The 25260-nt window shown below is 72.5% G+C and carries 25 protein-coding genes and 1 pseudogene; 9 read left to right on the top strand and 17 right to left on the bottom strand.

What is annotated here, in order from left to right:
- Nucleotides 1-7: 7 nt before the first annotated feature.
- The 7 genes from aceE to cobT all read right to left on the bottom strand — a co-directional run bounded on the left by aceE (nucleotide 8) and on the right by cobT (nucleotide 11892).
- Nucleotides 8-2707 carry a pyruvate dehydrogenase (acetyl-transferring), homodimeric type gene (gene aceE, locus HFV08_RS09680; RefSeq protein ID WP_168537839.1) on the bottom strand — a complete coding sequence of 900 codons (2700 nt, stop codon included), beginning with the start codon at nucleotides 2705-2707 and terminating at the stop codon, nucleotides 8-10.
- 271 nt (nucleotides 2708-2978) lie between these two features.
- On the bottom strand, nucleotides 2979-3605 hold the full coding sequence (locus HFV08_RS09675; protein ID WP_168537837.1) for a GntR family transcriptional regulator: 627 nt from the start codon (nucleotides 3603-3605) through the stop codon (nucleotides 2979-2981).
- Between the two features lie 186 nt (nucleotides 3606-3791).
- Nucleotides 3792-5567 carry a 2-oxoglutarate dehydrogenase, E2 component, dihydrolipoamide succinyltransferase gene (sucB, locus tag HFV08_RS09670; protein WP_168537835.1) on the bottom strand — a complete coding sequence of 592 codons (1776 nt, stop codon included), beginning with the start codon at nucleotides 5565-5567 and terminating at the stop codon, nucleotides 3792-3794.
- A gap of 93 nt (nucleotides 5568-5660) precedes the next feature.
- Nucleotides 5661-7049, bottom strand: coding sequence for a dihydrolipoyl dehydrogenase (gene lpdA / locus HFV08_RS09665; protein ID WP_168537833.1), 1389 nt, complete (start codon nucleotides 7047-7049; stop codon nucleotides 5661-5663).
- Between the two features lie 362 nt (nucleotides 7050-7411).
- Nucleotides 7412-8932: a leucyl aminopeptidase gene (locus HFV08_RS09660; RefSeq protein ID WP_168537831.1), complete on the bottom strand. Its 1521-nt coding sequence runs from the start codon at nucleotides 8930-8932 to the stop codon at nucleotides 7412-7414.
- Between the two features lie 355 nt (nucleotides 8933-9287).
- The gene (locus HFV08_RS31510) at nucleotides 9288-10028 is read right to left on the bottom strand and encodes an adenosylcobinamide-GDP ribazoletransferase (RefSeq protein ID WP_246341641.1); all 741 of its coding nucleotides are present in this window, start codon (nucleotides 10026-10028) and stop codon (nucleotides 9288-9290) included.
- Between the two features lie 790 nt (nucleotides 10029-10818).
- A complete protein-coding gene (gene cobT / locus HFV08_RS09650) occupies nucleotides 10819-11892 on the bottom strand; it encodes a nicotinate-nucleotide--dimethylbenzimidazole phosphoribosyltransferase (protein ID WP_168537827.1) in 1074 nt (357 codons plus the stop codon).
- Between the two features lie 559 nt (nucleotides 11893-12451).
- Here cobT and HFV08_RS09645 point away from each other — a divergent pair.
- Nucleotides 12452-13330 carry a methyltransferase domain-containing protein gene (locus HFV08_RS09645; RefSeq protein ID WP_168537825.1) on the top strand — a complete coding sequence of 293 codons (879 nt, stop codon included), beginning with the start codon at nucleotides 12452-12454 and terminating at the stop codon, nucleotides 13328-13330.
- A 14-nt stretch (nucleotides 13331-13344) separates the two neighbouring features.
- Here HFV08_RS09645 and HFV08_RS09640 read toward each other — a convergent pair whose 3' ends face one another.
- Nucleotides 13345-14541 carry a bifunctional adenosylcobinamide kinase/adenosylcobinamide-phosphate guanylyltransferase gene (locus tag HFV08_RS09640; RefSeq protein ID WP_168537823.1) on the bottom strand — a complete coding sequence of 399 codons (1197 nt, stop codon included), beginning with the start codon at nucleotides 14539-14541 and terminating at the stop codon, nucleotides 13345-13347.
- A gap of 89 nt (nucleotides 14542-14630) precedes the next feature.
- On the opposite strand from HFV08_RS09640, the gene HFV08_RS09635 reads away from it, so the two are divergent.
- Nucleotides 14631-14867 (top strand): hypothetical protein, encoded by a 237-nt coding sequence (locus tag HFV08_RS09635; RefSeq protein ID WP_040254254.1) that lies wholly within the window; start codon nucleotides 14631-14633, stop codon nucleotides 14865-14867.
- 203 nt (nucleotides 14868-15070) lie between these two features.
- Here HFV08_RS09635 and HFV08_RS09630 read toward each other — a convergent pair whose 3' ends face one another.
- Nucleotides 15071-15778: a class I SAM-dependent methyltransferase gene (locus HFV08_RS09630; RefSeq protein WP_168537937.1), complete on the bottom strand. Its 708-nt coding sequence runs from the start codon at nucleotides 15776-15778 to the stop codon at nucleotides 15071-15073.
- Between the two features lie 86 nt (nucleotides 15779-15864).
- On the bottom strand, nucleotides 15865-16488 hold the full coding sequence (locus HFV08_RS09625; RefSeq protein ID WP_168537821.1) for a DUF3043 domain-containing protein: 624 nt from the start codon (nucleotides 16486-16488) through the stop codon (nucleotides 15865-15867).
- A gap of 339 nt (nucleotides 16489-16827) precedes the next feature.
- Here HFV08_RS09625 and HFV08_RS09620 point away from each other — a divergent pair, with 339 nt between their 5' ends.
- Nucleotides 16828-17622, top strand: coding sequence for a PspA/IM30 family protein (locus tag HFV08_RS09620; protein ID WP_168537819.1), 795 nt, complete (start codon nucleotides 16828-16830; stop codon nucleotides 17620-17622).
- A 27-nt stretch (nucleotides 17623-17649) separates the two neighbouring features.
- Nucleotides 17650-17928, top strand: coding sequence for a PspA-associated protein PspAA (gene pspAA, locus HFV08_RS09615; protein ID WP_040254258.1), 279 nt, complete (start codon nucleotides 17650-17652; stop codon nucleotides 17926-17928).
- Between the two features lie 142 nt (nucleotides 17929-18070).
- On the opposite strand, the gene HFV08_RS09610 is transcribed toward pspAA, so the two are convergent.
- Complete coding sequence (locus HFV08_RS09610; protein ID WP_168537817.1) at nucleotides 18071-18673, bottom strand: DUF4291 domain-containing protein; 603 nt, start codon at nucleotides 18671-18673, stop codon at nucleotides 18071-18073.
- Nucleotides 18674-18811: 138 nt separating this feature from the next.
- On the opposite strand from HFV08_RS09610, the gene HFV08_RS09605 reads away from it, so the two are divergent.
- Entirely contained in the window at nucleotides 18812-20107 is a 1296-nt protein-coding gene (locus tag HFV08_RS09605; protein ID WP_168537815.1) for a sensor histidine kinase, read from the top strand.
- Complete coding sequence (locus HFV08_RS09600; protein ID WP_168537813.1) at nucleotides 20104-20784, top strand: response regulator; 681 nt, start codon at nucleotides 20104-20106, stop codon at nucleotides 20782-20784. The genes HFV08_RS09605 and HFV08_RS09600 overlap by 4 nt, the downstream gene beginning before the upstream one ends.
- A gap of 37 nt (nucleotides 20785-20821) precedes the next feature.
- Here the strand turns inward: HFV08_RS09600 and HFV08_RS31505 are convergent.
- From HFV08_RS31505 to HFV08_RS09570, 6 genes and pseudogenes are all read right to left on the bottom strand, one after another.
- A pseudogene (locus HFV08_RS31505) lies at nucleotides 20822-21289 on the bottom strand (hypothetical protein); the annotation flags it as partial.
- Between the two features lie 80 nt (nucleotides 21290-21369).
- Nucleotides 21370-21594, bottom strand: a complete 225-nt coding sequence (locus HFV08_RS09590; RefSeq protein WP_168537811.1) for a DUF397 domain-containing protein — start codon at nucleotides 21592-21594, stop codon at nucleotides 21370-21372.
- 205 nt (nucleotides 21595-21799) lie between these two features.
- On the bottom strand, nucleotides 21800-22657 hold the full coding sequence (locus tag HFV08_RS09585; protein ID WP_312885495.1) for a helix-turn-helix domain-containing protein: 858 nt from the start codon (nucleotides 22655-22657) through the stop codon (nucleotides 21800-21802).
- A complete protein-coding gene (locus HFV08_RS09580; protein ID WP_312885494.1) occupies nucleotides 22641-23171 on the bottom strand; it encodes a DUF6879 family protein in 531 nt (176 codons plus the stop codon). The genes HFV08_RS09585 and HFV08_RS09580 overlap by 17 nt, the downstream gene beginning before the upstream one ends.
- Nucleotides 23158-23376 carry a hypothetical protein gene (locus tag HFV08_RS09575; RefSeq protein ID WP_312885493.1) on the bottom strand — a complete coding sequence of 73 codons (219 nt, stop codon included), beginning with the start codon at nucleotides 23374-23376 and terminating at the stop codon, nucleotides 23158-23160. Before HFV08_RS09575 ends, HFV08_RS09580 begins: the two co-directional genes overlap by 14 nt.
- A 74-nt stretch (nucleotides 23377-23450) precedes the next feature.
- Nucleotides 23451-23642: a hypothetical protein gene (locus HFV08_RS09570; RefSeq protein WP_168537809.1), complete on the bottom strand. Its 192-nt coding sequence runs from the start codon at nucleotides 23640-23642 to the stop codon at nucleotides 23451-23453.
- Between the two features lie 41 nt (nucleotides 23643-23683).
- Here HFV08_RS09570 and HFV08_RS31500 point away from each other — a divergent pair, with 41 nt between their 5' ends.
- The 3 genes from HFV08_RS31500 to HFV08_RS09555 are packed head-to-tail and all read left to right on the top strand — an operon-like array spanning nucleotide 23684 to nucleotide 25213.
- Nucleotides 23684-23875, top strand: coding sequence for a hypothetical protein (locus HFV08_RS31500; RefSeq protein ID WP_168537807.1), 192 nt, complete (start codon nucleotides 23684-23686; stop codon nucleotides 23873-23875).
- Entirely contained in the window at nucleotides 23859-24386 is a 528-nt protein-coding gene (locus HFV08_RS09560) for a DUF6879 family protein (protein WP_168537805.1), read from the top strand. Before HFV08_RS31500 ends, HFV08_RS09560 begins: the two co-directional genes overlap by 17 nt.
- Nucleotides 24383-25213: a helix-turn-helix domain-containing protein gene (locus HFV08_RS09555; RefSeq protein WP_168537803.1), complete on the top strand. Its 831-nt coding sequence runs from the start codon at nucleotides 24383-24385 to the stop codon at nucleotides 25211-25213. Before HFV08_RS09560 ends, HFV08_RS09555 begins: the two co-directional genes overlap by 4 nt.
- The last annotated feature ends 47 nt before the right edge of the window (nucleotides 25214-25260 follow it).

Raw genomic sequence — 25260 nt, 5'->3', positions numbered from 1 at the left:
CGTGCGGTTACAGGCCGTACCGCTCGCGGGCTTCCTTCACCGCGCTCGCGCGGACCTCGCCGCCGCGGGCCAGCTGCGCCAGCGCCGCCGCGACGATCGACTCCGCGTCCACGCCGAAGTGGCGGCGGGCCGCCTCCCGGGTGTCGGAGAGGCCGAAGCCGTCCGCGCCGAGCGAGCTGTAGTCCTGCTCGACCCACTGCGCGATCTGGTCCGGCACCTGCCGCATGTAGTCGCTGACCGCGAGCACCGGACCGGGCGCGCCCTCCAGGGCCTGCCGGACGTAGGGCACCCGGACCTCGCCGCGCAGCAGGGCCTCGTCGGCCTCCAGGGCGTCGCGGCGCAGCTCGCTCCAGGAGGTCGCCGACCAGACGTCCGCGGCCACGCCCCACTCCTCGGCGAGCAGCCGCTGCGCCGTCAGGGCCCAGTGGATCGCGGTGCCCGAGCCGAGCAGCTGGATGCGGGGCGCGTTCTCCGGGACCATCAGGCCCGCCGACTGGGCGGTGTTGAAGCGGTACAGGCCGCGCAGGATGCCCTCGCCCACGCCCTCGGGGCGGGCCGGCTGGGGCAGCGGCTCGTTGTAGACGGTGAGGTAGTAGAAGACGTCCCTGTCCTCGCCGGGGGCGGCCTCGCCGTACATCCGGCGCAGTCCGTCCTTGACGATCGCGGCGACCTCGTAGGCGAAGGCCGGGTCGTAGCTGAGCGCCGCCGGGTTGGTGGCCGCGATCACCGGGGAGTGGCCGTCGGCGTGCTGGAGGCCCTCGCCGGTCAGGGTGGTGCGGCCCGCGGTGGCGCCGACGAGGAAGCCGCGGCCGAGCTGGTCGCCGAGCTGCCACATCTGGTCGGCGGTCCGCTGCCAGCCGAACATCGAGTAGAAGATGTAGAAGGGGATCATCGGCTCGCCGTGCGTGGCGTACGAGGTCGAGGCGGCGATGAAGTCCGCCATCGAACCGGCCTCGGTGATGCCCTCGTTGAGGATCTGCCCCTCGGTGGCCTCGCGGTAGTACATCAGCTGGTCGCGGTCGACCGGCTCGTACGTCTGCCCCTTGGGCGAGTAGATGCCGAGCGAGGGGAAGAGCGACTCCATGCCGAAGGTGCGGGCCTCGTCCGGGACGATCGGCACCCAGCGGCGGCCGGACTCCTTGTCGCGGACCAGGTCCTTGAGCAGCCGTACGAGGGCCATCGTGGTCGCCACCGACTGGCTGCCGGAGCCCTTGTCGAAGGCGGCGAAGGTCTTCTCGGCGGGGGCGGGCAGCGCGGGCACGGGGTGGGTGCGGCGGGCCGGGGCCGGGCCGCCGAGCGCGGCGCGGCGCTCCTGGAGGTAGCGGACCTCCGGCGCCTCGGTGCCCGGGTGGCCGTAGGGGACCCGGCCGTCGGCGAAGGCGCTGTCCGGGATGGGGAGTTCGAGGACGTCCCGCATCGTCTTGAACTCGTCCACCGTCAGCTTCTTCATCTGGTGGTTGGCGTTCTTCGAGGCGAAGCCGGTGCCGAGGGTGTGGCCCTTGACCGTCTGGGCGAGGATCACGGTCGGCGCGCCCTGGTGGGCGAGCGCCGCGCGGTAGGCCGCGTAGACCTTGCGGGGCTCGTGGCCGCCGCGGGAGAAGTGGAAGCACTCCAGGATCTTGTCGTCGCTCAGCAGCTTCGCCAGCTCGGCGAGCGCGGGCTCGGCGCCGAAGAAGTCCTGCCGGATATAGGCGGCGTCCCGGGTCTGGTACGTCTGCACCTGGGCGTCCGGCACCTCGCGCAGGCGGCGGACCAGGGCGCCGGTGGTGTCCAGGCGCAGCAGCTCGTCCCAGGCGGATCCCCAGAGCGATTTGACGACATTCCAGCCCGCGCCGCGGAACTGGGCCTCCAGCTCCTGCACGATCTTGAAGTTGGCGCGCACCGGGCCGTCGAGGCGCTGGAGGTTGCAGTTGATCACGAAGGTCAGGTTGTCCAGACCCTCGCGGGCGGCGAGCGCGAGGGCCGCGGTCGACTCCGGCTCGTCCATCTCGCCGTCGCCGAGGAAGGCCCAGACGTGCGAGTCGGCGACGTCCTTGATGCCGCGGCTGGTCAGATAGCGGTTGAAGCGCGCCTGGTAGATCGCGGAGAGCGGGCCGAGGCCCATGGAGACCGTGGGGAACTCCCACAGCCAGGGCAGCCGCCGCGGGTGCGGGTAGGAGGGCAGGCCCTCGCCGCCCGCCTCCCGGCGGAAGTTGTCGAGGTGGGTCTCGGTGAGGCGGCCGTCCAGGAAGGCGCGGGCGTAGATGCCGGGGGAGGCGTGGCCCTGGATGTAGAGCTGGTCGCCGGAGCCGTTGCCGCCCTCCTTGCCCTTGAAGAAGTGGTTGAAGCCGGTCTCGTAGAGCCAGGCCGCCGAGGCGAAGGTGGCGATGTGGCCGCCGACGCCGTACTGCGCGCCGCGGGTGACCATGGCCGCCGCGTTCCAGCGGTTCCAGGCGGTGATCCGGCGCTCCAGCGCCTCGTCGCCCTCGATCGCGGGCTCGGCGCCGGTCGGGATGGTGTTGACGTACTCCGTCTCCAGGAGCTTCGGCAGCGCGAGACCGGCGCCCTCGGCACGCTCCAGCGTGCGGCGCATCAGGTACGCGGCGCGGTGCGGCCCTGCCGCCTCGGTGACGGCGTCCAGGGAGGCCTGCCACTCGGCGGTCTCCTCCGGGTCGCGGTCCGGGAGCTGGTCCAGCTCGCTGCGCGGGATGCGGATGGTGTCGGTCACGACGCCGCCTTCCGGTCGAAAGGGGGTGGGGGTGCCCAGGTCTTTGGCAGGACAGGGCGAAGGCGCCCCGGTCGGGGACAGCCGGATCCGACTCTAAGCATCCGATCGATGATCGATCAAAGTTTCCCGGGCAAAATCTGCCGCCACCGGCGAAAGTCGGCATGGAGTGTCGCGAAAGAGGGCACCGAGTGCCAGAAAATACGGGTGTTCTCGCAGGTCGGAGCACGGATGAGCGGGGCCGCGGGGGAGTGAGCGGGACCCGCCCGGCGCCTCAGGCGCTGCGCGGAGCGCACCCCAGGACATGGGCCTTCACCAGCTCGGCTATCCGCGGATCCCGGCCGCGGAAGGCGTCCACCAAGGCCTCGTGCTCCTCGGCGTAGGACTGCTGCACGGTGCCCAGCCAGCGGATCGACAGGGCCGTGAACACCTCGATGCCCAGCCCCTCCCAGGTGTGCAGCAGGACGCTGTTGCGGGCCGCGCGCACCAGTTCCCGGTGGAAGGCGACGGTGTGCCGCACCTGCGCGGTGCCGTCGTTCTCCCGGTCGGCGCGGTAGAGGGCGTCCACATGCGGTTCCAGTACGGAGCAGTCCTCGGCGAGCCGCGGGGCGGCCAGCTCGGCCGCGATCTGCTCCAGGCCCGCCCGCACCGGATAGCTCTCCTCCAGGTCGGCCGCGGTCAGATTGCGCACCCGTACGCCCTTGTTCGGCGCCGACTCGATCAGCCGCAGCGACTCCAGCTCCCGCAGCGCCTCGCGTACGGGCGTCTGGCTGACCTCCAGCTCGGTCGCGATACGGCGCTCCACGATCCGCTCGCCCGGCTTCCAGCGCCCGCTGACGATGCCGTCGACGATGTGCTCGCGGATCTGTTCGCGCAGGGAGGTGACGACAGTCGCGGTCATGACGGCTGCTCCTTCTGCCGCGGCTGCGGCTCGGAGTGGCGCTCCCGGACGGGCGGCCGCCGGGAGCGGTGAATGCTTGCGGTGACTCCTAGACAATACGGCGGCGCCCCCGTACGGAAGACTCCGGACGGGGGCGCTTTGCGCAGGTGAGACGAGCCTTACACGCCCGTCACCGCTGCCGTGGGCTCAGAGCCCCAGCTCGACCTCGAACTCTCCTGCTTCCAGGATCGCCTTGACGGCCGTCAGGTAGCGGGCGGCGTCGGCGCCGTCCACCAGACGGTGGTCGTAGGAGAGCGCGACGTAGGTCATGTCGCGGATCGCGATGGTCTCGCCGAGGTCGGGGTGGTCCACCACGACCGGGCGGCGCACGGTGGCGCCGATGCCCAGGATCGCCACCTGGCCCGGCGGCACGATGATCGTGTCGAACAGGGCGCCGCGCGAACCGGTGTTGGAGATGGTGAAGGTCGCCCCGGAGAGCTCGTCCGGGGTGATCTTGCTGCCGCGGACCTTGCCCGCCAGCTCCGCGGTGGCCTTGGCGATACCGGCGAGGTTGAGGTCGCCGGCCCGCTTGATGACCGGGGTCATCAGGCCCTTCTCGGAGTCCACCGCGATCCCGATGTTCTCGGAGTCGAAGTAGGTGACGGTGCCCTCGGACTCGTTGATCCGGGCGTTGACGACCGGGTAGGCCTTCAGCGCCTGGGCGGCGGCCTTCACGAAGAAGGGCATCGGGGACAGCTTGACGCCCTCGCGGGCGGCGAAGGAGTCCTTGGCCCGGCCGCGCAGCTTCATCAGCTTGGTGATGTCGACCTCGACGACCGAGGTCAGCTGGGCCTGCTCGTGCAGCGCCTTCATCATGTTGTCGCCGATGACCTTGCGCATCCGGGTCATCTTGACCGTCTGGCCGCGCAGCGGAGAGGTCTCCAGGGCCGGGGTCCTCGGCGCGGACGGGGCGGCGGCGGCCGGAGCCGGAGCGGCGCTCCTGGCGGCCTCGGCCGCGGCGAGCACGTCCTGCTTGCGGATGCGGCCACCGACGCCGGTGCCCTTGACCGCGCCCAGGTCGACACCGTTCTCGGCGGCGAGCTTGCGCACCAGCGGGGTGACGTACGCGCCCTCGTCACCGGCGGAGCGCGCCGGGGCCGGAGCCGCCGGAGCCTGCGCGGCCGGGGCGGGTGCCGGGGCCGCGGGCCGGGCCGGGGCGGGAGCGGGCTTCTCGGGAGCCGGAGCCGGCTTCTCGGCGGCCGGAGCCGGGGCGGGCTTCTCCTCGGCCGGGGCCTCCTGCGCGGGGGCGGGAGCCGCCTCCTGCTTGGGAGCCTCCTGCTTCGGGGCGGCCGGGGCGGCGCCCTCGGCACCGATCACCGCGAGCTTGGCGCCGACCTCGGCGGTCTCGTCCTCGTTCACGGTGATCTCGAGGAGGGTGCCAGCGACCGGGGCCGGGATCTCGGTGTCGACCTTGTCGGTGGACACCTCCAGCAGCGGCTCGTCCGCCTCGACGCTGTCGCCGACCTGCTTGAGCCAGCGGGTCACGGTGCCCTCGGTGACGGACTCGCCGAGCGCCGGCAGGGTCACGTCGGTGCCCTCGGCGGAGCCGCCGCCGGAGGCCTCCTGCCGCGGGGCCTCCTCGGCGGGCTCCGACTGCTCGGCCTGCGGGGCCTCGGCGGGCTGCTCGGGTTCCTCGGCCGGGGCCTGTTCGGCGGCCGGGGCGGAGTCCTCGGCGGGCGCGCCGGAGCCGTCGTCGATGAGGGCCAGTTCGGCGCCGACCTCGACGGTCTCGTCCTCGGCGACCTTGATGGAGGACAGGGTGCCCGCGGCCGGCGAGGGGATCTCGGTGTCGACCTTGTCGGTCGAGACCTCCAGCAACGGCTCGTCCTGCTCGACGCGCTCGCCCTCGGCCTTCAGCCAGCGGGTGACTGTGCCCTCGGTGACGCTCTCGCCGAGCGCCGGAAGGGTTACGGAAACCGCCATGGTTTCGGTTGCTCCTCTTTCAGTGCGGAAGTCTGTGGTCGTCGTGTCCGGTCCGGACCGGCCCTGGCGGCGCCGGCCGTCCGGGCCGCCGGATCAGTCGTGCGCGTGCAGCGGCTTCCCGGCCAGCGCGAGGTGCGCCTCGCCGAGGGCTTCATTCTGCGTCGGGTGGGCGTGGATCAGCTGCGCCACCTCGGTGGGCAGGGCCTCCCAGTTGTAGATCAGCTGGGCCTCGCCGACCTGCTCGCCCATGCGGTCGCCCACCATGTGGACGCCGACCACGGCGCCGTCCTTGACCTGGACGAGCTTGATCTCGCCCGCGGTCTTCAGGATCTTGCTGCGGCCGTTGCCCGCGAGGCTGTACTTGAGCGCGACGACCTTGTCCGCGCCGTAGACCTCCTTGGCCTTGGCCTCGGTGATGCCGACGGAGGCGACCTCGGGGTGGCAGTACGTCACCCGGGGCACGCCGTCGTAGTCGATCGGGACCGGGGTGAGGCCCGCGAGGCGCTCGGCGACCAGGATGCCCTCGGCGAAGCCGACGTGGGCCAGCTGGAGGGTGGGGACCAGGTCGCCCACCGCCGAGACGGTCGGGACGTTGGTGCGCATGTACTCGTCGACCACGACGTAGCCGCGGTCCAGGGCGACACCGGCCTCCTCGTAGCCGAGGCCCTGGGAGACGGGGCCGCGGCCGATGGCGACGAGCAGCACCTCCGCCTCGAAGGTCTTGCCGTCGGCGAGGGTGACGCGGACGCCGTCCTCGGTGTACTCGGCCTTCTCGAAGAAGGTGCCCAGGTTGAACTTGATGCCGCGCTTGCGGAAGGCGCGCTCCAGGAGCTTGGAGCTGTTCTCGTCCTCGGCGGGCACCAGGTGCTTGAGGCCCTCGATCACGGTGACCTCGGTGCCGAAGGACTTCCACGCCGAGGCGAACTCGACGCCGATGACGCCGCCGCCGAGGATGATCGCGGACTGCGGCACCCGGTCCAGGGTCAGCGCGTGGTCCGAGGAGATGATCCGGTTGCCGTCGATCTCCAGGCCCGGCAGGGACTTCGGGACCGAGCCGGTGGCGAGCAGCACGTGGCGGCCCTGTATGCGCTGGCCGTTCACGTCCACCGAGGTCGGCGAGGACAGGCGTCCCTCGCCCTCGATGTAGTGGACCTTGCGGGAGGCGATGAGTCCCTGCAGGCCCTTGTACAGGCCCGCGATGACATCGTCCTTGTACTTGTGGACGGCCTTGATGTCGATGCCCTCGAAGGTGGCCTTGACACCGAACTGGTCCGCCTCGCGCGCCTGGTCGGCGATCTCACCGGCGTGCAGCAGGGCCTTGGTGGGGATGCATCCGTTGTGCAGGCAGGTGCCGCCGACCTTGCCCTTCTCGATGAGGGCGACGTCGAGCCCGAGCTGGGCGCCACGCAGGGCCGCGGCGTACCCGCCGCTGCCACCGCCGAGGATCACTAGGTCGAAAACGGTGCCGGCGTCGTTCGCCACGTCACGTCCTCCATGCATGTGCGCCGTAGTCCCGGGCCCCGACTGCGCGGGGTGGTGCCGGGCGCTCGGCTGGTGTTCGGCCGCTCTTCTTCGGCCCTGTGGTGGGGCCCTGTCCTGCCGAGAACCCATCTTTGCACTTGTCGCCGACTGCCGGGACGGCGGGCCCGGCCCGGGACACGGTACGTACGGTGTCCCGCCGGGTCATCGGCGTGCGTGCCAGAGCGGATTTCGTCCAGGGCTTAATCCCCTCGTCGTGCGCGGGGTGTGTGCCGGATCACTGCCGGGGTGGCCGTCAGGATCGCTGCCGGGTGCCCGCCCGCCGGGGCCGGACGCGGTGGTCCGGCCCCGGAGCGGGCGGCGCCTCAGCCCAGGTCGCCGGCGGCGGTGTGCTCGGCGAGCGCCACCAGGGTGCGCACCGCGGTGCCGGTGCCGCCCTTGGGGGTGTAGCCGAAGGGCGCCGACTCGTTGAAGGCCGGGCCCGCGATGTCCAGGTGCGCCCAGCTGATGCCCTCGCCGACGAACTCCTGCAGGAACAGACCGGCGACCAGGCCGCCGCCCGCCCGCTCGCCCATGTTCGCGATGTCCGCGGTCTGGGTGTCCATGCCCTTGCGCAGGTGCCCGGGCAGCGGCATCGGCCAGGAGGGCTCGCCCGCCTCCTCGGCCAGCTCGTGCACGGTGGTGCGCAGCGCCTCGTCGTTGGCCATGATCCCGAAGGTGCGCAGGCCGAGCGCGAGCATCATGGCGCCGGTCAGGGTCGCCACGTCGACGATCGCGTCCGGCTTGTCCTCGCTGGCCTTGGCGATCGCGTCGGCGAGCACCAGGCGGCCCTCGGCATCGGTGTTGAGGACCTCGACGGTCTTGCCGCTGTACATCCGCAGCACGTCGCCGGGGCGGGTGGCGCTGCCGGAGGGCATGTTCTCGGCCAGGGCGAGCCAGCCGGTGATGTTGACCTCCAGGCCGAGGCGGGCGGCGGCGACGACCGCGGCGAACACCGCGGCGGCGCCGCTCATGTCGCACTTCATCGTCTCGTTGTGCCCGGCCGGCTTCAGTGAGATGCCGCCCGAGTCGTACGTGATGCCCTTGCCGACGAAGGCGAGGTGCTTCTTGGCCTTGCCGTGCGTGTACGACAGCTTCACCAGGCGGGGCGGGGAGGCGGAGCCCGCGCCGACGCCGAGGATGCCGCCGTAGCCGCCCTTGGTCAGCGCCTTCTCGTCGAGCACCTGGATCTTGAGCCCGTGCTCCTTGGCGGCCGTGGCGGCGAGCGCGGCGAAGGCCTCCGGATTCAGGTCGTTCGGCGGGGTGTTGATCAGGTCGCGGGCCCGGTTCAGCTCCTCGCTGACGGCCAGCGCGCGCTCGACGGCCGCCTTGTGCGCCTTGTCGCGCGGCTTGGCGCCGAGCAGGGTGACCTCGCCGAGCGGGGCCTTCGCGGTCTTCGGGTCCTTGGCGCTGGCCTTGTACGTGTCGAAGGAGTACGCGCCGAGCAGGGCGCCCTCGCCCACCGCGACGATGTCCTCGGCGCCGGTCAGCGGCAGCGCGAAGGCGGCCTTCTTCGCCCCGGCGAGCGCCCGGGCGGCCACCCCGGCGGCGCGGCGCAGCGACTCCAGGCTGTGGTCCTCGTCCTTCTCGGGCACCGCGCCGAGCCCGACCGCCAGGACCACCGGGGCCTTGAAGCCGGAGGGGGCGGGCAGTTTGGTCACCTCGCCCTCGGCGCCGCTCGCCCCGAGGGTCTCCAGGGTGGCGGCGAGCCTGCCGTCGTAGGCCTTGTCGACGGCCTCGGCGCCGGTCGCGAGCACGGGGCCCTTGGGACCCTTGGCGACGCCGACCACGAGGGCGTCCGCGCGCAGCCCTGCTGCGGCGGCGGTACTGAGAGTCAGAGCAGTCACGGTAGTGAGATCTCCCTTGTGAAGTTCCTGGCCGAGGCTGTGGGGTCGGCCGGACCCGTCCGGAAGCCTAGAGCGTCCCCGGGTGGGGCTCCGGGGCCGGAGCCGCCGGGGAGCCGAGGCCCGTGCGCGGGCCGCCCTGACAGGGGACCGGGCACGGAGGACGGATGAGTGCCCGCGGCACCCCGCCGCGTCGCTGCGGTCGGGTTCTCGCGCGCACTCATCCGGTCTGACCGGAAGGGTGCCGGTAAGGAGCCTACGCTCCGTGAAGTGGCCGGTGTTCGCCGGTGGCCGGGGCCGCCGGGCACCGCCCCGGCCCCGGGAGGCGCCCGGCGGATCACGCCCCGGCCCGTCGGGCTCAGCCGGAGCCCAGCGCGAGCACCACGAGCGAGGCGGTCCCGGCGGTCTCGGCGAGGCCGCCGAAGACGTCCCCGGTCACCCCGCCGAAGCGCACCAGGCAGCGGCGCAGCAGGAGTTCGGCGGCGGCGCAGCCCACCACCACGGCCAGCGCGCAGCGCAGCGCACCGCCCCCGCCGGAGAGCACCCCGGCCCCGGCCGCGGCCACGAAGACACCCCCGGCGACGAAGAGCGCGGTACGCGCGGGCGCCACCGAGGCCACCACGGCGCCCAGACCCTCCGCCCGGGCCGCGGGCACCCCCTCCCGCGCGGCCAGCGTCATGGCCAGCCGCGCCACCGTCCCGGAGACCGCCGCGGCGAGCGCGCCCTGCGCCCAGGAGTCCCCGTACAGCCGTGCCAGGACGGCGACTTGGGCGAGGAGGACGAGTACGAGGGTGAGCACCCCGAAGGGGCCGATGTCCGACTGCTTCATGAGGCGCAGGGCGGCGGGGGCGGGCTTGGCGCTGCCGAGTCCGTCGGCGGTGTCGGCGAGCCCGTCGAGGTGCAGTCCCCGGGTGAGCACCGCCGGTACGGCCACGCTCGCGACGGCGGCGAGCAGGGCCCCCGTGCCGAGCAGGAGCAGCAGCCCGCCCACCAGGGCGGCGGCCACCCCCACGGCGAGCCCGACCAGCGGCGCCCAGAGCATCCCGCCGCGCGCCGCCGCCCGGTCCCAGCGCACCGCCCCGACCGGCAGCACGGTCAGCGTCCCGAAGGCGAAGCGGAGGCTGTCCTCGACGCTGACGGCGGCCTCCGCGGAGCTGCCGGAGCCGACGGGGGCGTCCTCGGGGGGAGGGGAAGCGGAGGCGCCGCCCGGGTCGGCGGCGCCGGGTCCCGGGGGCGGCGCGGCCCCGCCGGGGGGCGCGGGCCGTGGCTCGTCCGCGAGGCCCTCGGTGCCTTCCGCCGGTGAACTCGGGCCGGGGGCAGGAGTGTTGGCGGCGGCGGGGCCGGTGTCCTGGGCCGCCGGGATGTCCCGGCCGGTGCCGGTCCGCTCGGCCGCGTCCCGCGGTGCCGGGCCGGACGGCGGGTGAGCGGAATCCTCGCCGGTGCCGGTCCGCTGCCTCCGGTGGTCTTCTTTGCCGGGTGCCGGGCCGCTCCGCGGTACCGAACCGGAATCCCGCGGACGCGGGGAGGCGGGACGGGCCCCGGGGCCCTCTGGTTCGTCCGGGGAACCGGACGGCGGTGCACTTTCGGCCATCGGCCGAGGCTATCGCCCGACGGCCGCGCTGAGCAGTGGCGGGGCGGGGGGATCCGGCGGCGGGCCGGAGGGGCGAGGGCGCCGGTCCATGGGGAGGACAGGCGCGCAGGCCGACGGGGCGGAGGCGCCGTAGCGCTCAGGGGCAGGCGCGCAGACCGACAGGGGAGAGGCGCCGTGGCGCTCAGGGGCGGACACGGCAGTGCTCAGGGGCAGACGCGACGGCGGTCGACGGGGAAGAGGGGCGGCGGGCGCGCGCACCCGGTCACTCCCGGCCGACCGCCCGCCGCCTTGCCGCTCCTCAGGCTTCCGGCTCCGCGTGGGTCGGCCGGGGGCGCTCCGGGAGTTCGCCGAGCAGGGCGGCGGCGGCCTGGACCAGCGGGAGGGCGAGCAGGGCGCCGGCGCCCTCGCCGACCCGGACGCCGTGGTCGACCAGGGGCTCGACCGCCATCCGGTCGAAGGCCTTGGCCTGCCCGGGCTCGCCGCTGTCGTGGCCGGCCAGCCACCAGTCGGGGGCGCGGAAGGCCACCCGCTGCGCGACCAGGGCGCAGGCCGCGGAGACCACGCCGTCGAGGAGTACCGGGGTGTGCCGTACCGCGCTCTGCAGCAGGAAGCCGGTCATCGCGGTGAGGTCGGCGCCGCCGACGGCCGCGAGCAGTTCGAGCTGGTCGCCGAGGACGGGGCGGGCCCGGCGCAGCGCGTCGCGCACCGCCGCGCACTTGCGCATCCAGGCCAGGTCGTCGATCGGTTCGCCGCCGCGCCCGGTGACCACCGAGGCGTCGGTGCCGCACAGGGCGGCGATGAGGACCGCGGCGGCGGTGGTGCCGCCCACGCTGATGTCGCCGAGGACGACCAGGTCGGTGCCGGAGTCGGCCTCCTCGTCGGCCAGCGCCATCCCGGCGCGGAAGGCGGCCTCGGCCTCCTCGGCGGTGAGCGCGTCCTCGATGTCGATCCGCCCGCTGCCGCGCCGGATCCGGTGGCTCACCACCTCGGCGGGCAGCGACTCCGGCTCGCAGTCCAGCGCCAGGTCGACGATCCGTACCGGGACGCCCAGCCGCGCGGCGAGCACCGCCGCCGGGCTCTCGCCGTCCAGGACCGCCCGTACGAGCTGTTCGGCGCCGCCCGCGGGCCGCCGCGAGACGCCGAGCGAGGCCACCCCGTGGTCGCCCGCGAACAGCAGCAACCGGGGCCGGGTGAGGGGGCGTACGGGGACCGCTGCCTGGGCGGGGGCCAGCCACTCGCCCAGCTCGTCGAGGCGTCCGAGCGAGCCCTGCGGAACGACGAGCCGGGCCCGGCGTTCCTCGGCGTCGCGGCGCACGCCGCCGTCCGGCCGCTCGATCAGATCGGAGAAGTCGTCGAGATTCAGCGTGCTCATTGGCGGAACGTTACCGGCAGCCGTGAGCGGGCTCACTCACGGTCCCGGGTCCGCCGAGGACGCCGTTCACCTGGAGTGAAGAGTTCACCGCATGGCGTGATTGCGTGCCTCTCGGCTATCCCATACGTTCCGTTTCGTGGCGAATTCTCGCGGTGCTCGGGCGCGGAGGGGTCCGGCGGCCGGTACGGCCCCGCCGGGCACCCGGCGCCCGGCCGCCGCCCGGCACCCCGGAGGAACCATGCCGCCGAACCCGCCCGTTCCCGAGCCGGGACCCGCGGCTCCGGGCGCCCGAAGTCTCTTCCACCCCCGACTCCCTTTCCGCGGCGGGGTGTTGCCCACCCGGTGGTACACCGGCTGCGCCTGGTGCGGCACCCCCGTCCGGCGCCGTGTGGCGGACCTGCTCGGGCGGCGCCCCGGGGCCGCCGGGTGCCCGGCGTGCACGTACCGCTTCGGCAGCCTTCCGCCGCCCTTCGGGCAGCCGGAGCCGAGGAGCTCCGAAGCCGCTGCCAGTGCCGGTGCCGGTGCCGGTGCCGGTGCCGTCGCGGGAGCGGGAGCGCGAGTGGGAGCCGGCAGCGGATCCGGGGCCGCCCGCGGATTCGGCGCCGTCCGCGGGTCCGGAGGGCCGCCCGCCGCGGCGGGCGTGAGCGGCGCCCTGGAGCCGGGCCGCGTGCTGCGCTCCCGGGCCCGCGCCCTGCTGCCGTACGCCGAACCGGAGTCCTGGCTCGACATCGAGTCGGGGGCGGCCCGCTTCCCCCGCGCGGCGCGTGAACTGCTCCCGTACACCGCCTTCGACGCGCTGGGCGCCACCGGCGTCGCGGAGGCGCTCGCCGCGGGCCGGATCGACGCCGGACTGCCCGGCACCCTGCGCGCCCTCGCCCCGCGTATCGCGGGCCACTACGACGCGCTGAGCATGTTCCACCGGCTCCAGCACTCCGCCGAGCCGGGCGCCGAACTCCGCGCCGCCCGCACCGTGTTGCGCCCCGGCGGGCATCTGGTCCTCGACTGCGCCAACCCGGCGTCCTGGTCCGGGCGGCTGCTCGCCCGCAGAGCGGCCGCCGCAACCGGGCGCGACCCGCGGGCAGTTCGCCCGCTCCTGCTCACCTCCGCCGCGCTGGAAGGGGAGTTGACCCGGCTGGGCTTCATGGTGCTCGGCACCGGGCATCGGGGCGGCGTTCACGTCCCCTGTGAACTCACCGCCCTGGTCGCCCGGTTGCTGCCGGGCGGCCGCGGTCCGGGTGCGCCGGGGCGCCGGGTGCCCGCGCTGCCCGGCGCGCTCCGCCTGCCCCTGCTCGCCGCCGCCCGCCTGCTCGACCAGCTGCTGGCCCTGGCCCTGCGCGGCCCCCGCCTCGCCAACAGCTACCGGATCGTGGCCCGCCGCGAACCCGATACGGCGGCGGACCCGCTGGACTCACCGGAGCCGCCGACTTCCGCTCTCTGAGGGGGAGTCGGCCCTCACCCCCGCAGCACCACCGCCTGCCCCGCCACCACGAGCAGCACGTGCTCGCACTCCGCGGCGAAGGCGGCGTTGAGGCGGCCGAGGGCGTCGCGGTAGCGGCGGCCGGAGGCGGTGGCGGGGACGATGCCCGAGCCGACCTCGTTGGAGACCGCCACCACGGTGCGCCGGGTCTCCCGTACCGCCTTGACCAACTCCCTCACCTTCTCCTGGAGTTGGCGCTCGCCGCCGCCCGCCCAGGCGGCCTCGTCCCAGGCGTCGGCCTCGTCCATGGCGTGGGTGAGCCAGAGCGAGAGGCAGTCGATGAGCAGCGGGGGGCCCGTCTCGGCGAGCAGGGGCGGCAGTTCGCAGGTCTCCTCGGTACGCCAGGAGCCGGGGCGGCGTTCGCGGTGGGCGCCGACCCGGCTCGCCCACTCGGTGTCCCCCTCGCGGGTGCCGCCGGTCGCCACGTACACCACCTCCGGGAAGGCCTCCAGGCGCCGCTCGGCCTCCACCGACTTGCCGGAGCGCGCCCCGCCGAGGACCAGGGTCCGGCGCGGCAGGTCGGGCACCTCCTCGTAGGCGCCGACCTCCAGGGTGGTGCCGTCCGGTACGGCGCGCGCGCCCGCCGCCGCGAGGCGCCGGGTGGTCTCCGGGCCCGGCGGCAGCCCGTGGTCCAGGTGCACGGCGATCACCTCGGTGGCGGGCCCCAGGGTGCCCGCGGCGCGGAGCCGGGCCAGCGCGTCCGGGCGCCCCGTCACATCGGCGCACACCATGGCGTAGGGCCCGCCGTCCAGGGTGCCCGCGGGGGCGGCGCCCGGCGGCAGATAGAGCAGCCGGAGGCCGTCGGGACCGGTGACGGCGTAGCCGGTGCCGGGGGAGTCGAGGGCGAGGGCGCGCACCCGGTGGCCGCTCAGCAGGGTCAGCTCGCGGCCGTCCGGCACCCGTACCGGCCGGGGCAGCCCCGCCGGGATCTCGACCGCGGGGCCGTCGTGCGGATGCGAGAGCAGCACCTGGCGCACCCCGCCGAGCGAATGTCCGGCGCGGGCGGCGGCCAGTGCCGCCCCGGGGGTCAGGTCGAGCAGCAGCACCTCGTCCACGAGCAGCGAGGTCGCCGCCCGTACCCAGGGGCCGAGCGCGCTCGCGCAGGCGGCGCAGGGGCAGCCGGGGCGGGGCAGTCCCGAGGGGCCGCCGGTGCCGAGCAGAGTCACTTCCACACGAAGATCCTCCCGCGTCCGCGCCGCGCGTGCTCGCCCGGATAGGCTTCGGGACGATCTGAAGCAGCGTGTGAGGCCCGGGAGGCGACATGGCGGCGTGGACATGGCGGTTCGAGAAGTCCGACGGGGCAGAGGTCGAGCCGGCCGTGGAGCCCGAGGAGTTCACCACTCAGGGCGACGCGGAGTCGTGGATCGGCGAGTTCTTCAAGGAGCTGGCCGAGGGGGGCGCGGACCAGGTCACCCTTTTCGAGGACGGTGCCAAGGTCTACGGCCCGATGAGCCTGCACCAGGGCGACCCGGAGGCGGAGGACGAGAGCGAGTCCTGAGCGCCCCGAGGCCCGCGAGGGCCGCGGGACGTCACCGGCCGGGGGCGGTCGCCGCGCAGCAGCGCGGTGGCCGCCCCCGGCCGCGTGTGTTCCCGGCACCGTGTGCTTCCGGCCATGCGTGCTCCTGGCCGCGTGCGCTGCCGGCCGCGTGCTCCCGTGGCGGTCGCGCCCCGGCGCGCGGGTCCCGTGCTCCGGTGCGCCCCTCAGCCCCGTACGCCGCACAGATGCAGCAGCTCGGCCACCTGCCGGTAGGGGTCGGTGCGGCCCGCGCGCTCCTCGGCGGCGAGCAGGGTCTCCAGGTCCTCCGGCGGTGCGGTGTCCGCCGCCGAGGCCCGGCCGGTGAAGACGCGGATGCCGTACCAGGTGCTCAGCGGCGCGCCGATGCCCGCGAGGTTCTCGGTCAGGGAGGCGAGCCGGTCGGCGCGGGCCGTGACCCCGAGCGGGTCGGTCCAGTGCACGGAGTCGAAGGCGGCGAGCGCGCCCCGCCAGTCGCCGGTGAGCCCGGGGCGCAGGGCGAGCGCGTCGGCGTTGCGGACCACCAGCGAGAGCAGCCCGCCCGGGGCGAGGACCCGGGCCAGGCCCGCCAGCAGCGGATCGGGCTCCTCGACGTACATCAGCACCCCGTGGCAGAGCACCACGTCGAAGGCGCCCGGCAGGAAGTGCGCGCCGGTGTCCCGACCGTCCCCCTGGAGCATCCGGACCCGGTCCCGGATGCCCTCCGGCTCCCGGGCGAGGACCTCCCGGGCGGCCGTGAGCAGCCCGGAGTCGGTCTCCACACCGGTGACCGCGTGCCCGGCGCGGGCCAGCCGCAGCGCCTGGCTGCCCTGGCCCATTCCGACGTCGAGGACCCGCAGCCGCTGCCCGAGCGGGAAGCGCTGGCCTATCTGCTCCTCGACCTGCCGGGCGACCAGTTCCCTGCGCACCACCCGCGGCAGTCCGCCGGAGCCGGGCGGCCAGGCGGCTCGCGGGCCGGGGCCCGGCGGATCCGGCTCCTGGCTCAGGGCCGCTCTCCGCGCTTGACCTGCGGCTTGGGCATCCGCAGCCGGCGCATCTGGAGGGTACGCATCAGGGCGTAGGGCACGGCGCCGCGGCGCGGCTTGTCCGGGAAGCGCTCCGCGAGCTGCTTGCGCAGCCGGAACACCAGGACGACCGAGTCGACGATGATCAGCACGATGACGGCGAGCCACAGCAGCAGCGCAGAGTTCTGCAGCTGCGGGACGCGGATCATGCTCAGGACGAGGATGACCACCGCCATCGGCAGGAAGAACTCGGCGACGCAGAAGCGGGAGTCGACGAAGTCGCGGGCGAACCGGCGCACCGGTCCCTTGTCCCGGGTGGGCAGATACCGCTCGTCGCCGGTGGCGAGCGCCTGGCGCTGCTTCTCCATCTGCGTACGGCGCTCCTCGCGCTGACGCTTCGCTGCCTCCTTGCGCGTCGTCGGAGTGGTCACGCTGCGGCGCTGGGACTGGGCCACGGCGCGCTTGGGCGTGGGCCTGCCCTTGGGGGCCTGCGGATCGCGGGGCTGAGTGGAGTCGGCCACGGGCGCCTTGGCGGCGGGGGCCTTCTCTTCCTTGGAACGGCTACGGAACACAAAACCCAAGGGTACGGGTAGCCGGAGCATGGACCGGCGCCCGGTGGGGAACAATCCGGCAGCGATACCCGGGCACGAGAACGGCATGCCCGTACGAGCCGGACAAACCGCAGGGCTTCTCCCGGTGTCCGGCCCGTGACGGCGTGCGAGCGCGCGAGCCGTGCCGGTGAGAGGCGCGGGCCGGAGTGCCCCGGCGCGGTGCGTACAGGGGGCCGCCTACTCCCTGGGCCGGAGCGCCGGGCCGGGCAGTCGTCCTTGGGGAGGAGTCCATCCGTCCCTGAACAGTGCGGTAATGGAAGCAGGACCCGTACTGTGGGTTCTGTTGGGTGCTGTAGGCCGGAGTCCGTCAGAAGGGGGCGCGCGAAGCCCATGAGCGGTGTCATGAAGCGTATGGGAATGATCTTCCGCGCGAAGGCGAACAAGGCCCTTGACCGGGCCGAGGACCCGCGCGAGACCCTCGACTACTCGTACAACAAGCAGCTCGAACTGCTGCAGAAGGTGCGCCGCGGCGTCGCCGACGTCGCCACCTCGCGCAAGCGGCTCGAACTCCAGCTCAGCCAGTTGCAGAAGCAGTCCGGGAAGCTGGAGGACCAGGGCCGCAAGGCGCTCGCCCTCGGCCGCGAGGACCTGGCCCGCGAGGCGCTGTCCCGCCGGGCCGCGCTCCAGCAGCAGGTGACCGACCTGGAGACGCAGCACGAGACCCTCCAGGGCGAGGAGGAGAAGCTCACCCTCGCGGCCCAGCGCCTCCAGGCCAAGGTGGACGCCTTCCGTACGAAGAAGGAGACCATCAAGGCCACCTACACCGCGGCCCAGGCCCAGACCCGGATCGGCGAGGCCTTCTCCGGCATCTCCGAGGAGATGGGCGACGTCGGCATGGCCATCGAGCGCGCCGAGGACAAGACCGCGCAGCTCCAGGCCCGGGCCGGCGCCATCGACGAACTGCTCGCCTCCGGAGCCCTCGACGACCAGTCCGGGATGGCCAAGGACGACATCCAGGCCGAGCTGGACCGGCTCTCCGGTGGTACGGATGTGGAGCTGGAACTGCAGCGGATGAAGGCCGAGCTCGCGGGCGGCCCCGCCCCGCAGCAGGCCATCGAGGGCGGCGGTCAGAGCGAGCAGCCCCAGCAGCAGCCGCAGGACACCCCGCGCTTCGACAAGCAGTAGGCACCGCTCGGCTCCGAGGAGGGCGACATGATCGTACGGATCATGGGGGAGGGGCAGGTGAGGCTGGCCGACAGCCACCTCGCCGAACTCAACACGCTGGACGAGGAACTCGCCGCGGAGATGCAGCAGGGCGACGGCCCGGGCTTCCGGCGCACCCTCCAGGCGCTCCTGGACGAGGTACGGGCGCTCGGCGAGCCCCTGCCCGACGACTCCCTGGAACCCTCGGAGCTGATCCTGCCCTCGCCGGAGGCCACCCTGGAGGAGGTCCGGGCGATGCTCAGCGACGACGGGCTGCTGCCCGGCTGAGCAGGGCCCCGGGGGCGCGCAACCGGGCGTGCGGTCGGGCGCGCACTCCGGCGCCTGGCCCGGGCGCGAGCCGCCCGCGCCCGCCCATGTTCCCCCGCTCGCTTCTGTCCGCCCCCAGGTCCCCCCAGGTCTGCCAGCCCGCTCAGGCACCCGCGACCAGTCCCGAGAGCAGCCCGTCCGGCACCGGATACGGCGGCTCCTCGGGCAGCAGCGCCCGCGCCCGCTCCGGCTCGCCCGCGCGTACATGCGCGTGGACCCGCCGCTGGAGCGCGGTGACGTCCCGGATGCCGGTGATCCACTCGTCGGCGTAGCGCCGCGCGGCCTCCCCGGCGAGGCCCAGCTGGAGCGAGCGGTAGGGCAGCGGGCGCAAGTGCAGATCGCGCTCCGGATCCCACTGGACGCGCGCCGGCGCGGAGTTCAACCGCCGCTTCCAGTCGGCCTGGCCGGCGTGGACGGCGGGCTCGTAGTGGGAGAGGCAGGCGTGCCGCAGGGCCCACTCGAAGCCCTCCCGGGTGATCTCCACGGCCAGCACCGTCTCCTGGCCCTCCTTGGTGCCCCAGCCGCAGCGGTAGGCCATCCACAGGAACGAGGGCTTGATCCATGTCATCCGGTCCCGCTTCCAGGCCGCGGGAAAGCGCCCCGCGCGCGCCGCGGGCAGCCCGAGGGCCGGGGGATAGGCCTGGTAGACGGTCACGGTCGTATCCGAACGGGCCGCGCGGATGCGGTACTTGGGTTCTTCCGGCACCGGACGAGCATGCCCGCCGCGCCGGGCCGGCGGCCACCGGATTTCCGGTAGGGGCGCGCGCCGCCGGGTGCTCCCGGGCGGCCCGGCTCACCCCCCGGTTCCGTTCCGCGCGGTCGCCGTGCCCCGTACCGTTGGCTGGTGAGCACTTTCCAGCGAGCCCGGCACTGGCTCCAGGCGCATCCGCTGGCCCTCGACGCGGCTCTGGCCGCCGCCGTCCTCGCCTGTGTGGTGGTGGCCTCCTTCACCGACCCGCACGGACCGCACGGTCCCGAGTGGTTCACCCGGGTCCCGCACGTCTCCAGCCTGGTCCTCACCTCCATCGGCGGTCTCGCCCTGGTCTTCCGGCGGCGCGCCCCGATGGTGGTGCTCGGCGCCACCGGCCTCGTCGCCACCGTCGAACTGGTCACCGGCGACCCGCGCGCCCCCGTCGCGATGTGCGCGGTGGTCGCCCTGTACACGGTCGCCGCCAGCACCGACCGGCCGACCACCTGGCGGGTGGGTCTGTTCACCATGACCGTGCTCACCGCCGCCGCGATGCTCTCCGGTCCGCTGCCCTGGTACGCGCAGGAGAACATCGGCATCTTCGGCTGGACCGGCATGGCGGCCGCCGCCGGGGACGCGGTGCGCAGCCGCCGCGCCTTCGTGGACGCGATGCGCGAGCGTGCCGAACGGGCCGAGCGCACCCGCGAGGAGGAGGCCCGCCGCCGGGTCGCCGAGGAGCGGCTGCGCATCGCCCGCGATCTGCACGACGTGGTCGCCCACCACATCGCCCTGGTCAATGTGCAGGCGGGGGTGGCCGCCCATGTGATGGACCGCCGCCCGGACCAGGCCAAGGAGGCGCTGGCCCACGTACGCGAGGCGAGCCGCTCGGCGCTGAACGAACTCCGCGCCACCGTCGGCCTGTTGCGCCAGTCCGGGGACCCGGAGGCCCCCACCGAACCGGCGCCGGGCCTGGACCGGCTCGACGAACTCGCCGACACCTTCCGGCACGCCGGGCTGCCGGTGGCCGTGCTCCGCTCACCCGAGGCCGGCGGGGCCGGGCCGCTCGGCGGCGAGGAGCCCGGGGCCGCCCGGCTGCCCGCCGCGGCGGACCTGGCCGCGTACCGGATCATCCAGGAGGCCCTGACCAATGTGCGGAAGCACGCCGGACCCGGGGCCGCCGCCGAGGTCAGCGTGATACAGGTCGGCACCCGTCTGGAGGTCACCGTCCTGGACAACGGCACCGGTCCCGGCGGGGCCCCGGACCACGGGGAGCCGACCGGCTCCGGCGAGGGCGGCGGACACGGGCTGCTCGGCATGCGCGAGCGGGTCTCCGCCCTCGGCGGCAGCTGCACCGCCGGGCCCCGCTACGGCGGCGGCTTCCGGGTCCATGCCATCCTGCCGGTCACGGCCGGGGCGCATCCGGCACCGGCACCCGCGGGAGGCGGCGCGTGACGATCAGGGTGGTCCTCGCCGACGACCAGGCGCTGCTGCGCAGCGCGTTCAAGGTGCTCGTCGACTCCGAGGCGGACATGGAGGTCGTCGGCGAGGCCTCGGACGGCGCCGAGGCGGTCGCCCTCGCCCGCTCCGCCGCGGCCGACGTCGTCCTGATGGACATCCGGATGCCCGGCACCGACGGCCTCGCCGCCACCCGCGCCATCAGCGCCGACCCGGCGCTCACCGGAGTACGGGTGGTGATGCTGACGACCTTCGAGGTCGACGAGTACGTGGTGCAGTCGCTGCGGGCCGGCGCCGCGGGCTTCCTCGGCAAGGGCTCCGAACCGGAGGAACTGCTGAGCGCGATCCGCGTCGCGGCCGCCGGGGACGCGCTGCTCTCCCCGGCGGCCACCAAGGGCCTGATCGCCAAGTTCCTTGCGCAGAGCGAGAGTTCACCGGGCGGCGAGCGGGTGCACGCCGAACGCCTCGCCGCCCTGACCGGCCGCGAGCGCGAGGTCCTCGTCCAGGTCGCGGGCGGCCACTCCAACGACGAGATCGCCGAGCGCCTCCAGGTCAGCCCGCTCACCGTCAAGACCCACGTCAACCGCGCGATGGCCAAGCTCGGCGCCCGGGACCGCGCGGGACTCGTCGTCATCGCTTACGAGTCCGGGTTGGTGCGGCCGAGGGGGGACTGACCTGAGGTGAGGCGGTTCCCGGGCTCTGAGCACCCGTAGGGCAAGGCAGTTCGGGTCTCGTGCGATTCGGGGAGCACGTCACGATCGCCAGGGACAGGTACCAGGGACGTTCGAGGTAGTGCCCGAGAGAGATGTCCCCTCCGCAGCCCAGCTGTTGAGCCGCTGAGGCGACGCGAGCGGTCAGGTGGACGAGGTCGCGGTCCCGTTCCGTGAGGAACCGGTGCGCGTGGACGCGTAGTTGTTCCTCCAGCCACGCTGTCGCTTCCTCCGTCTCGGTCCATGTGCCGCGTACCAGTGAGCGTGGTTTCACGAGCCAGTAGGCCGTTTCGAGCGGAGGAAGGTCGATGGCCGGAAATTCCGCCGAGACCTCGCGATAGCGCCCCAAGAGCTTCTCGGTCGCTGCGTCGTGCGGTGGGCCGGGCGGCTCCGGATGGGGAGGCCGCCGCAGTGCCTCCTGGTCGAAGCGCTCTTTTGGACCTGCCCAGAGGTAGCCGTGGTGGTGCACCAGTCATTCCGTTCGGGCGGAGAAAGGGGCCGACCGGGCCGGAGAAGCAGCAGCCCTGCCCCGGTCGGCAGTGCGGTGGGTCAGGAGTTCAGGCCGAACCGGGCCGGGTCGATACCCGCCTGGTCCAGTTCCTCCGTCGTGAAGCGGAGCGGCTGCGCCTCCGGGCGCTTGCTGTCGCCCAGGGCCCAGGCCTGGTCGCCGATCCGGGCCAGCGTCACGCACCCTTCGGTGCACGGTCCCCCGCAGGCCTTCACGAAGGAGGCGCTGTCGATGTCGAGTGAGTAGAGGTCGATTCCGTTCTGCACGTCTCTGCACCTTTCTGCCTGGACAATGGAAGGTGGCCGTCACGTGACCGCCACCGCCCTTTTCAGGAGCGGGATTTCAGGTGAGGAGTGCGAGGCGACGGAAAATCCGCCCTTGCTTTCACTGCCGGAGGTGTGCCAGCCGTGCTGAACGCGCGCTCACTCGCCGTGCATTCATCGTGGCGCTTCCATCGGAGCTTCGGAAGCGCTAGTCACGTTGACGCATGAATGCCTGCGAGGCTTCTTCCAGGAAACGGGTGGCGCGGTCTCCTGTGAGTGCGTGTGACCAGAACAGCTCGAAGAGATTCAGATGCTGCGTCACATCTCGCGGGTCACGCAGTACGACTTCCCCGGAGAACAGTTCCACTGTCACGAGACGGTCGTCGTAGACGACGAAGATATTCATCGGGGTGCCGGGAACGTGAATTCCCTGCGGGAGTACGCCGATCTCGACATTGGGCTTCCCGTTGATCTCGGCCATATGGGCGCACTGCGCGGCCATGGTCCCCGTGGCGGCGCGCTGCCACCGCACTGCCTGCTCGGTCATCAGGAACCAGAACGAGCGGGCACGGTCGTCCAGGATCGCTTGGCGTTCCATACGGGCCTCGACCGTGCGGCGCACATCTCTTGCCGGTTCGCCCGCCACCGCAGGGGAGAGAGTGGCGGCGGCGTACTCACGGACGTGCAGCAGCCCCGTGGGGATCGCCGGGAGGAAATGCCGTATGGCGTGCGAGGAGGACTCGAGTGCCTTGAGCTCTGCTTGCTTGCGATAAAGGCCGATGCGGGCATACGTACGCCAGGAGGCGTAGTCGACGTTCGCCTGCCGAGCCAGGTCGAGCAGATCCTGCGAAACCCCGTCGGGCACTGCGAGGGCTTTCAGAATGCGCTCGACATCGATCACCGACGGGAGTGCCCTGCCCGTTTCGATTCGGCTGATCTTCGTCTGGCTCATGTTGCAGCGGACCGCGAGGCGTTCGCCGCTGAGACCGGAAGCGAGGCGGAGGCTCCGCAGCGCCTCCGCCAGGTTCCTCCGCTCCCGTTCCTGTTCTTCAGGTTCGATAGGCACGGAATGCTACGGCGTTCTCCAGTGCAAGATCCCGCCACGCGAGATACGAGGGGATATCAGGATTCCGGATCAGCTCCCGGTTGATCTGGGTCCCGTCGTCGCGGTAGTTGAGGTGCACGACGGTCTCCTCGTCGAACAGCCAGAAGTCCTGCCGCGGGAGCCCGGGGTCCGGCCGGTCGGTGAGATCGACGATCCGGTAGTCCTCACCCGCCGCCACATTCCCGGGGATGCACCAGTCGAAGAGGTACCGGTTGTACGGCGTGAGCGGCCGGACCACGATCTTGGCCCGGGTCATCGTCCGGCCCGCCGCCGCGTGGTCCTGAATGGTGCGATGCCACGGGGAGTTGAACTGCCGGGGCTTCGGCTCACCGGCCAGGAAGGCGCGAACGGTGGGTGTCTCGGCGGGCATGGTGTACGTCTGGTGCATCTCAAGGCGGAAGGCCGACCTCCTGAAGTCCCGGAAGTACGCCTGCCATTCCTCACCGTCCAGGTACACCGGGTCAGTACCATCCACGGGCACGGGCCGCCTCCCTCAGTACGTCCTCCGGAATCAGTACCACCGACTCGCCCTCGGGCGTCGGGTGCGCCGCCTCGTAGCCCTGGACGGCGATCATGCCCGGCTCGGGCGTCATGTACACGGTGGGGCAGTCGCCGTTTCCGCACTTGTCGTCCTCATCGCTCCTGCACGGGCCACCGGCGATGATCTGCAATCCGTTCACCGAACCTTCTCTCCTGGTGTGAGCGGGACGTTACGGAAAGTGTGTTCCGGACGGCAAGGCCGGATGCACCTCAGTCACGAAGTCGCATAAAGCGCGCCGACGCGCGGTGTCTTGGGCGGCTCCAGGCCGCCGTCGTCGTCTTCGGCGGCCTCATCAGCTCCACCCTCCTGCCCCTCCTCGTTCCGACGGCGGGGCTGGGGTTTTCCGGACGGCGGGGCGGTTTCCAGTAACGGAAACGAGATGCTCTTGTCACTCTCGGTCTCCATCCGGAAGTATTGATCACGACACTCACGAGAGGGGCGGCGCTGTGAAGCTGACCAGACTGGTAGGCGAATGCCAAGACGGCTCATGCCCGACCATCTACGCCACAGATCGAGGCGCGCTGGCCGTTCAGGGCAGCCGGATTTCTTCCCATGGGCTGGAGATCCCGTCGCACGAAACTCTGGTAGAGATTTCCGTAGAGCTCATCCGAAAGGCCGCACGTGACCACATCGCCTAAAACGCTGGACGCTTGCTTCAATGAATTCGAGCGGGAAGCTTTCCGGCTCGAAACATTGGACGACTACAGTAAGTCGGGTGGCCTGGGTGCCTTTGAGGCGTTCCTCGAAGGGAAGCCGCAGCCGGAAGACTTCAAGACTGCGAACTGGGTCACGACCGTCGGGGACGCGGTTCGTTCGGGCAAGCGCATGTACCGCGTGCACATCCTGAGCCGCCCGCTCAATGACTATCTGCGGTTCGAGCTGGGCTGGGGATATCTGCGGAACGTGAAGGCGGGGGAAGAGTTCTTCATCCTCGACACCACGGAGCAGGCCAACCCGATCCCTGATGCTCCGGACTTCTGGCTCTTCGACGAGCAGGTCATCGCCGCCATGAACTACGACGGCAAGGGCAAGTTCCTCGGTGCTGACCTCCTGAGTGAGGAGAAGGTCTCGACCTTCCTCGCATACTGGGACAAGGCCCTGGCCAAGGCTGTGCCGTTCGCTGAATGGTGGGCAGAGTACGGCGAGTGAACAAGTCGGCTCTGGGCTCCGCGCTGCGGGCACTGCGGGTCTCCTCGGGGCTGGAGGCCAAGGCGGTCGCCCGCGGCGCTGCCATGTCTCGTTCCAAGCTCTCCAAGATCGAGAATGGGAACGTGGCTCCGAGTCTCACCGATGTGGACTCCGTCCTCACCGTCATAGGGGTATCGGAAGAGGTCAAGGCCGAGTACATGGCGGCGGCCAGGGAGGCTGCCACCGAGGTCACGGCGTGGCGCCTCTTCCGACGCCTGGGCTACAGCAGGAAACAGCAGCAGGTGCAGAGTCTGGAGGCCCGGACGGCCCTGTTGCGCCTATTCCAGCCCTCGCTCATCCCAGGCCTGCTTCAGACGCCTGAGTACGTGAGAGCGGTTTTCGAACCGAAGGATCTGACCGACGGTCAACTGGAAAGTACCATCAGTGCGAGACTTGCTCGGCAATCCGTTCTCTATGCGCAGGGCAAGGACTTCCAGTTCTTGATCACGGAGTCTGTGCTGAGATGGCTTGTTGTTCCACCTTTGGTCATGGTGGGGCAGCTGGATCGATTGCTGTCTCTCTCGCGTCTGCCCAACGTGGATATTCGCGTAGTTGCCCTTTCTGTGCCCCAGAAGGACTTCGCCGGTCACTCGTTCTGCCTCTTCGATGATCGCACGGTCACCGTCGAAACGGTTCATGCCGAAATAGTGGTGACCGACCCGAGGGATGTCGCCCTCTACGTATCGAAGTTCGAGCGCTTCCGGGAATCCGCTGTTTCCGGCGACGCCATGCGTGCCCTGGTCGAATCCATTCGGGATGGCTATTTGCGCGAACAGGAAACCGGCTAGAGTCGGGTTCCTTTTCTGTCGATGATTGCCGCACAAGCCTCCGTGAC

It is taken from the genome of Streptomyces physcomitrii, from assembly GCF_012273655.1.
GTDB classification, from domain to species: Bacteria; Actinomycetota; Actinomycetes; order Streptomycetales; family Streptomycetaceae; genus Streptomyces; species Streptomyces physcomitrii.
Note: the sequence above shows the minus strand (reverse complement) of the source record. Positions and strands in the feature narration are given on the sequence as shown.

Coding starts and splice junctions, on each gene's coding strand:
- HFV08_RS09675 (WP_168537837.1), bottom strand. CDS start 3,605: ATGACCGCGACTGTCGTCACCTCCCTGCGCGAACAGATCCGCGAGCAC.
- sucB (WP_168537835.1), bottom strand. CDS start 5,567: ATGGCGGTTTCCGTAACCCTTCCGGCGCTCGGCGAGAGCGTCACCGAG.
- cobT (WP_168537827.1), bottom strand. CDS start 11,892: ATGAGCACGCTGAATCTCGACGACTTCTCCGATCTGATCGAGCGGCCG.
- HFV08_RS09635 (WP_040254254.1), top strand. CDS start 14,631: ATGGCGGCGTGGACATGGCGGTTCGAGAAGTCCGACGGGGCAGAGGTC.
- HFV08_RS09625 (WP_168537821.1), bottom strand. CDS start 16,488: ATGCTCCGGCTACCCGTACCCTTGGGTTTTGTGTTCCGTAGCCGTTCC.
- HFV08_RS09620 (WP_168537819.1), top strand. CDS start 16,828: ATGAGCGGTGTCATGAAGCGTATGGGAATGATCTTCCGCGCGAAGGCG.
- pspAA (WP_040254258.1), top strand. CDS start 17,650: ATGATCGTACGGATCATGGGGGAGGGGCAGGTGAGGCTGGCCGACAGC.
- HFV08_RS09570 (WP_168537809.1), bottom strand. CDS start 23,642: ATGGAGACCGAGAGTGACAAGAGCATCTCGTTTCCGTTACTGGAAACC.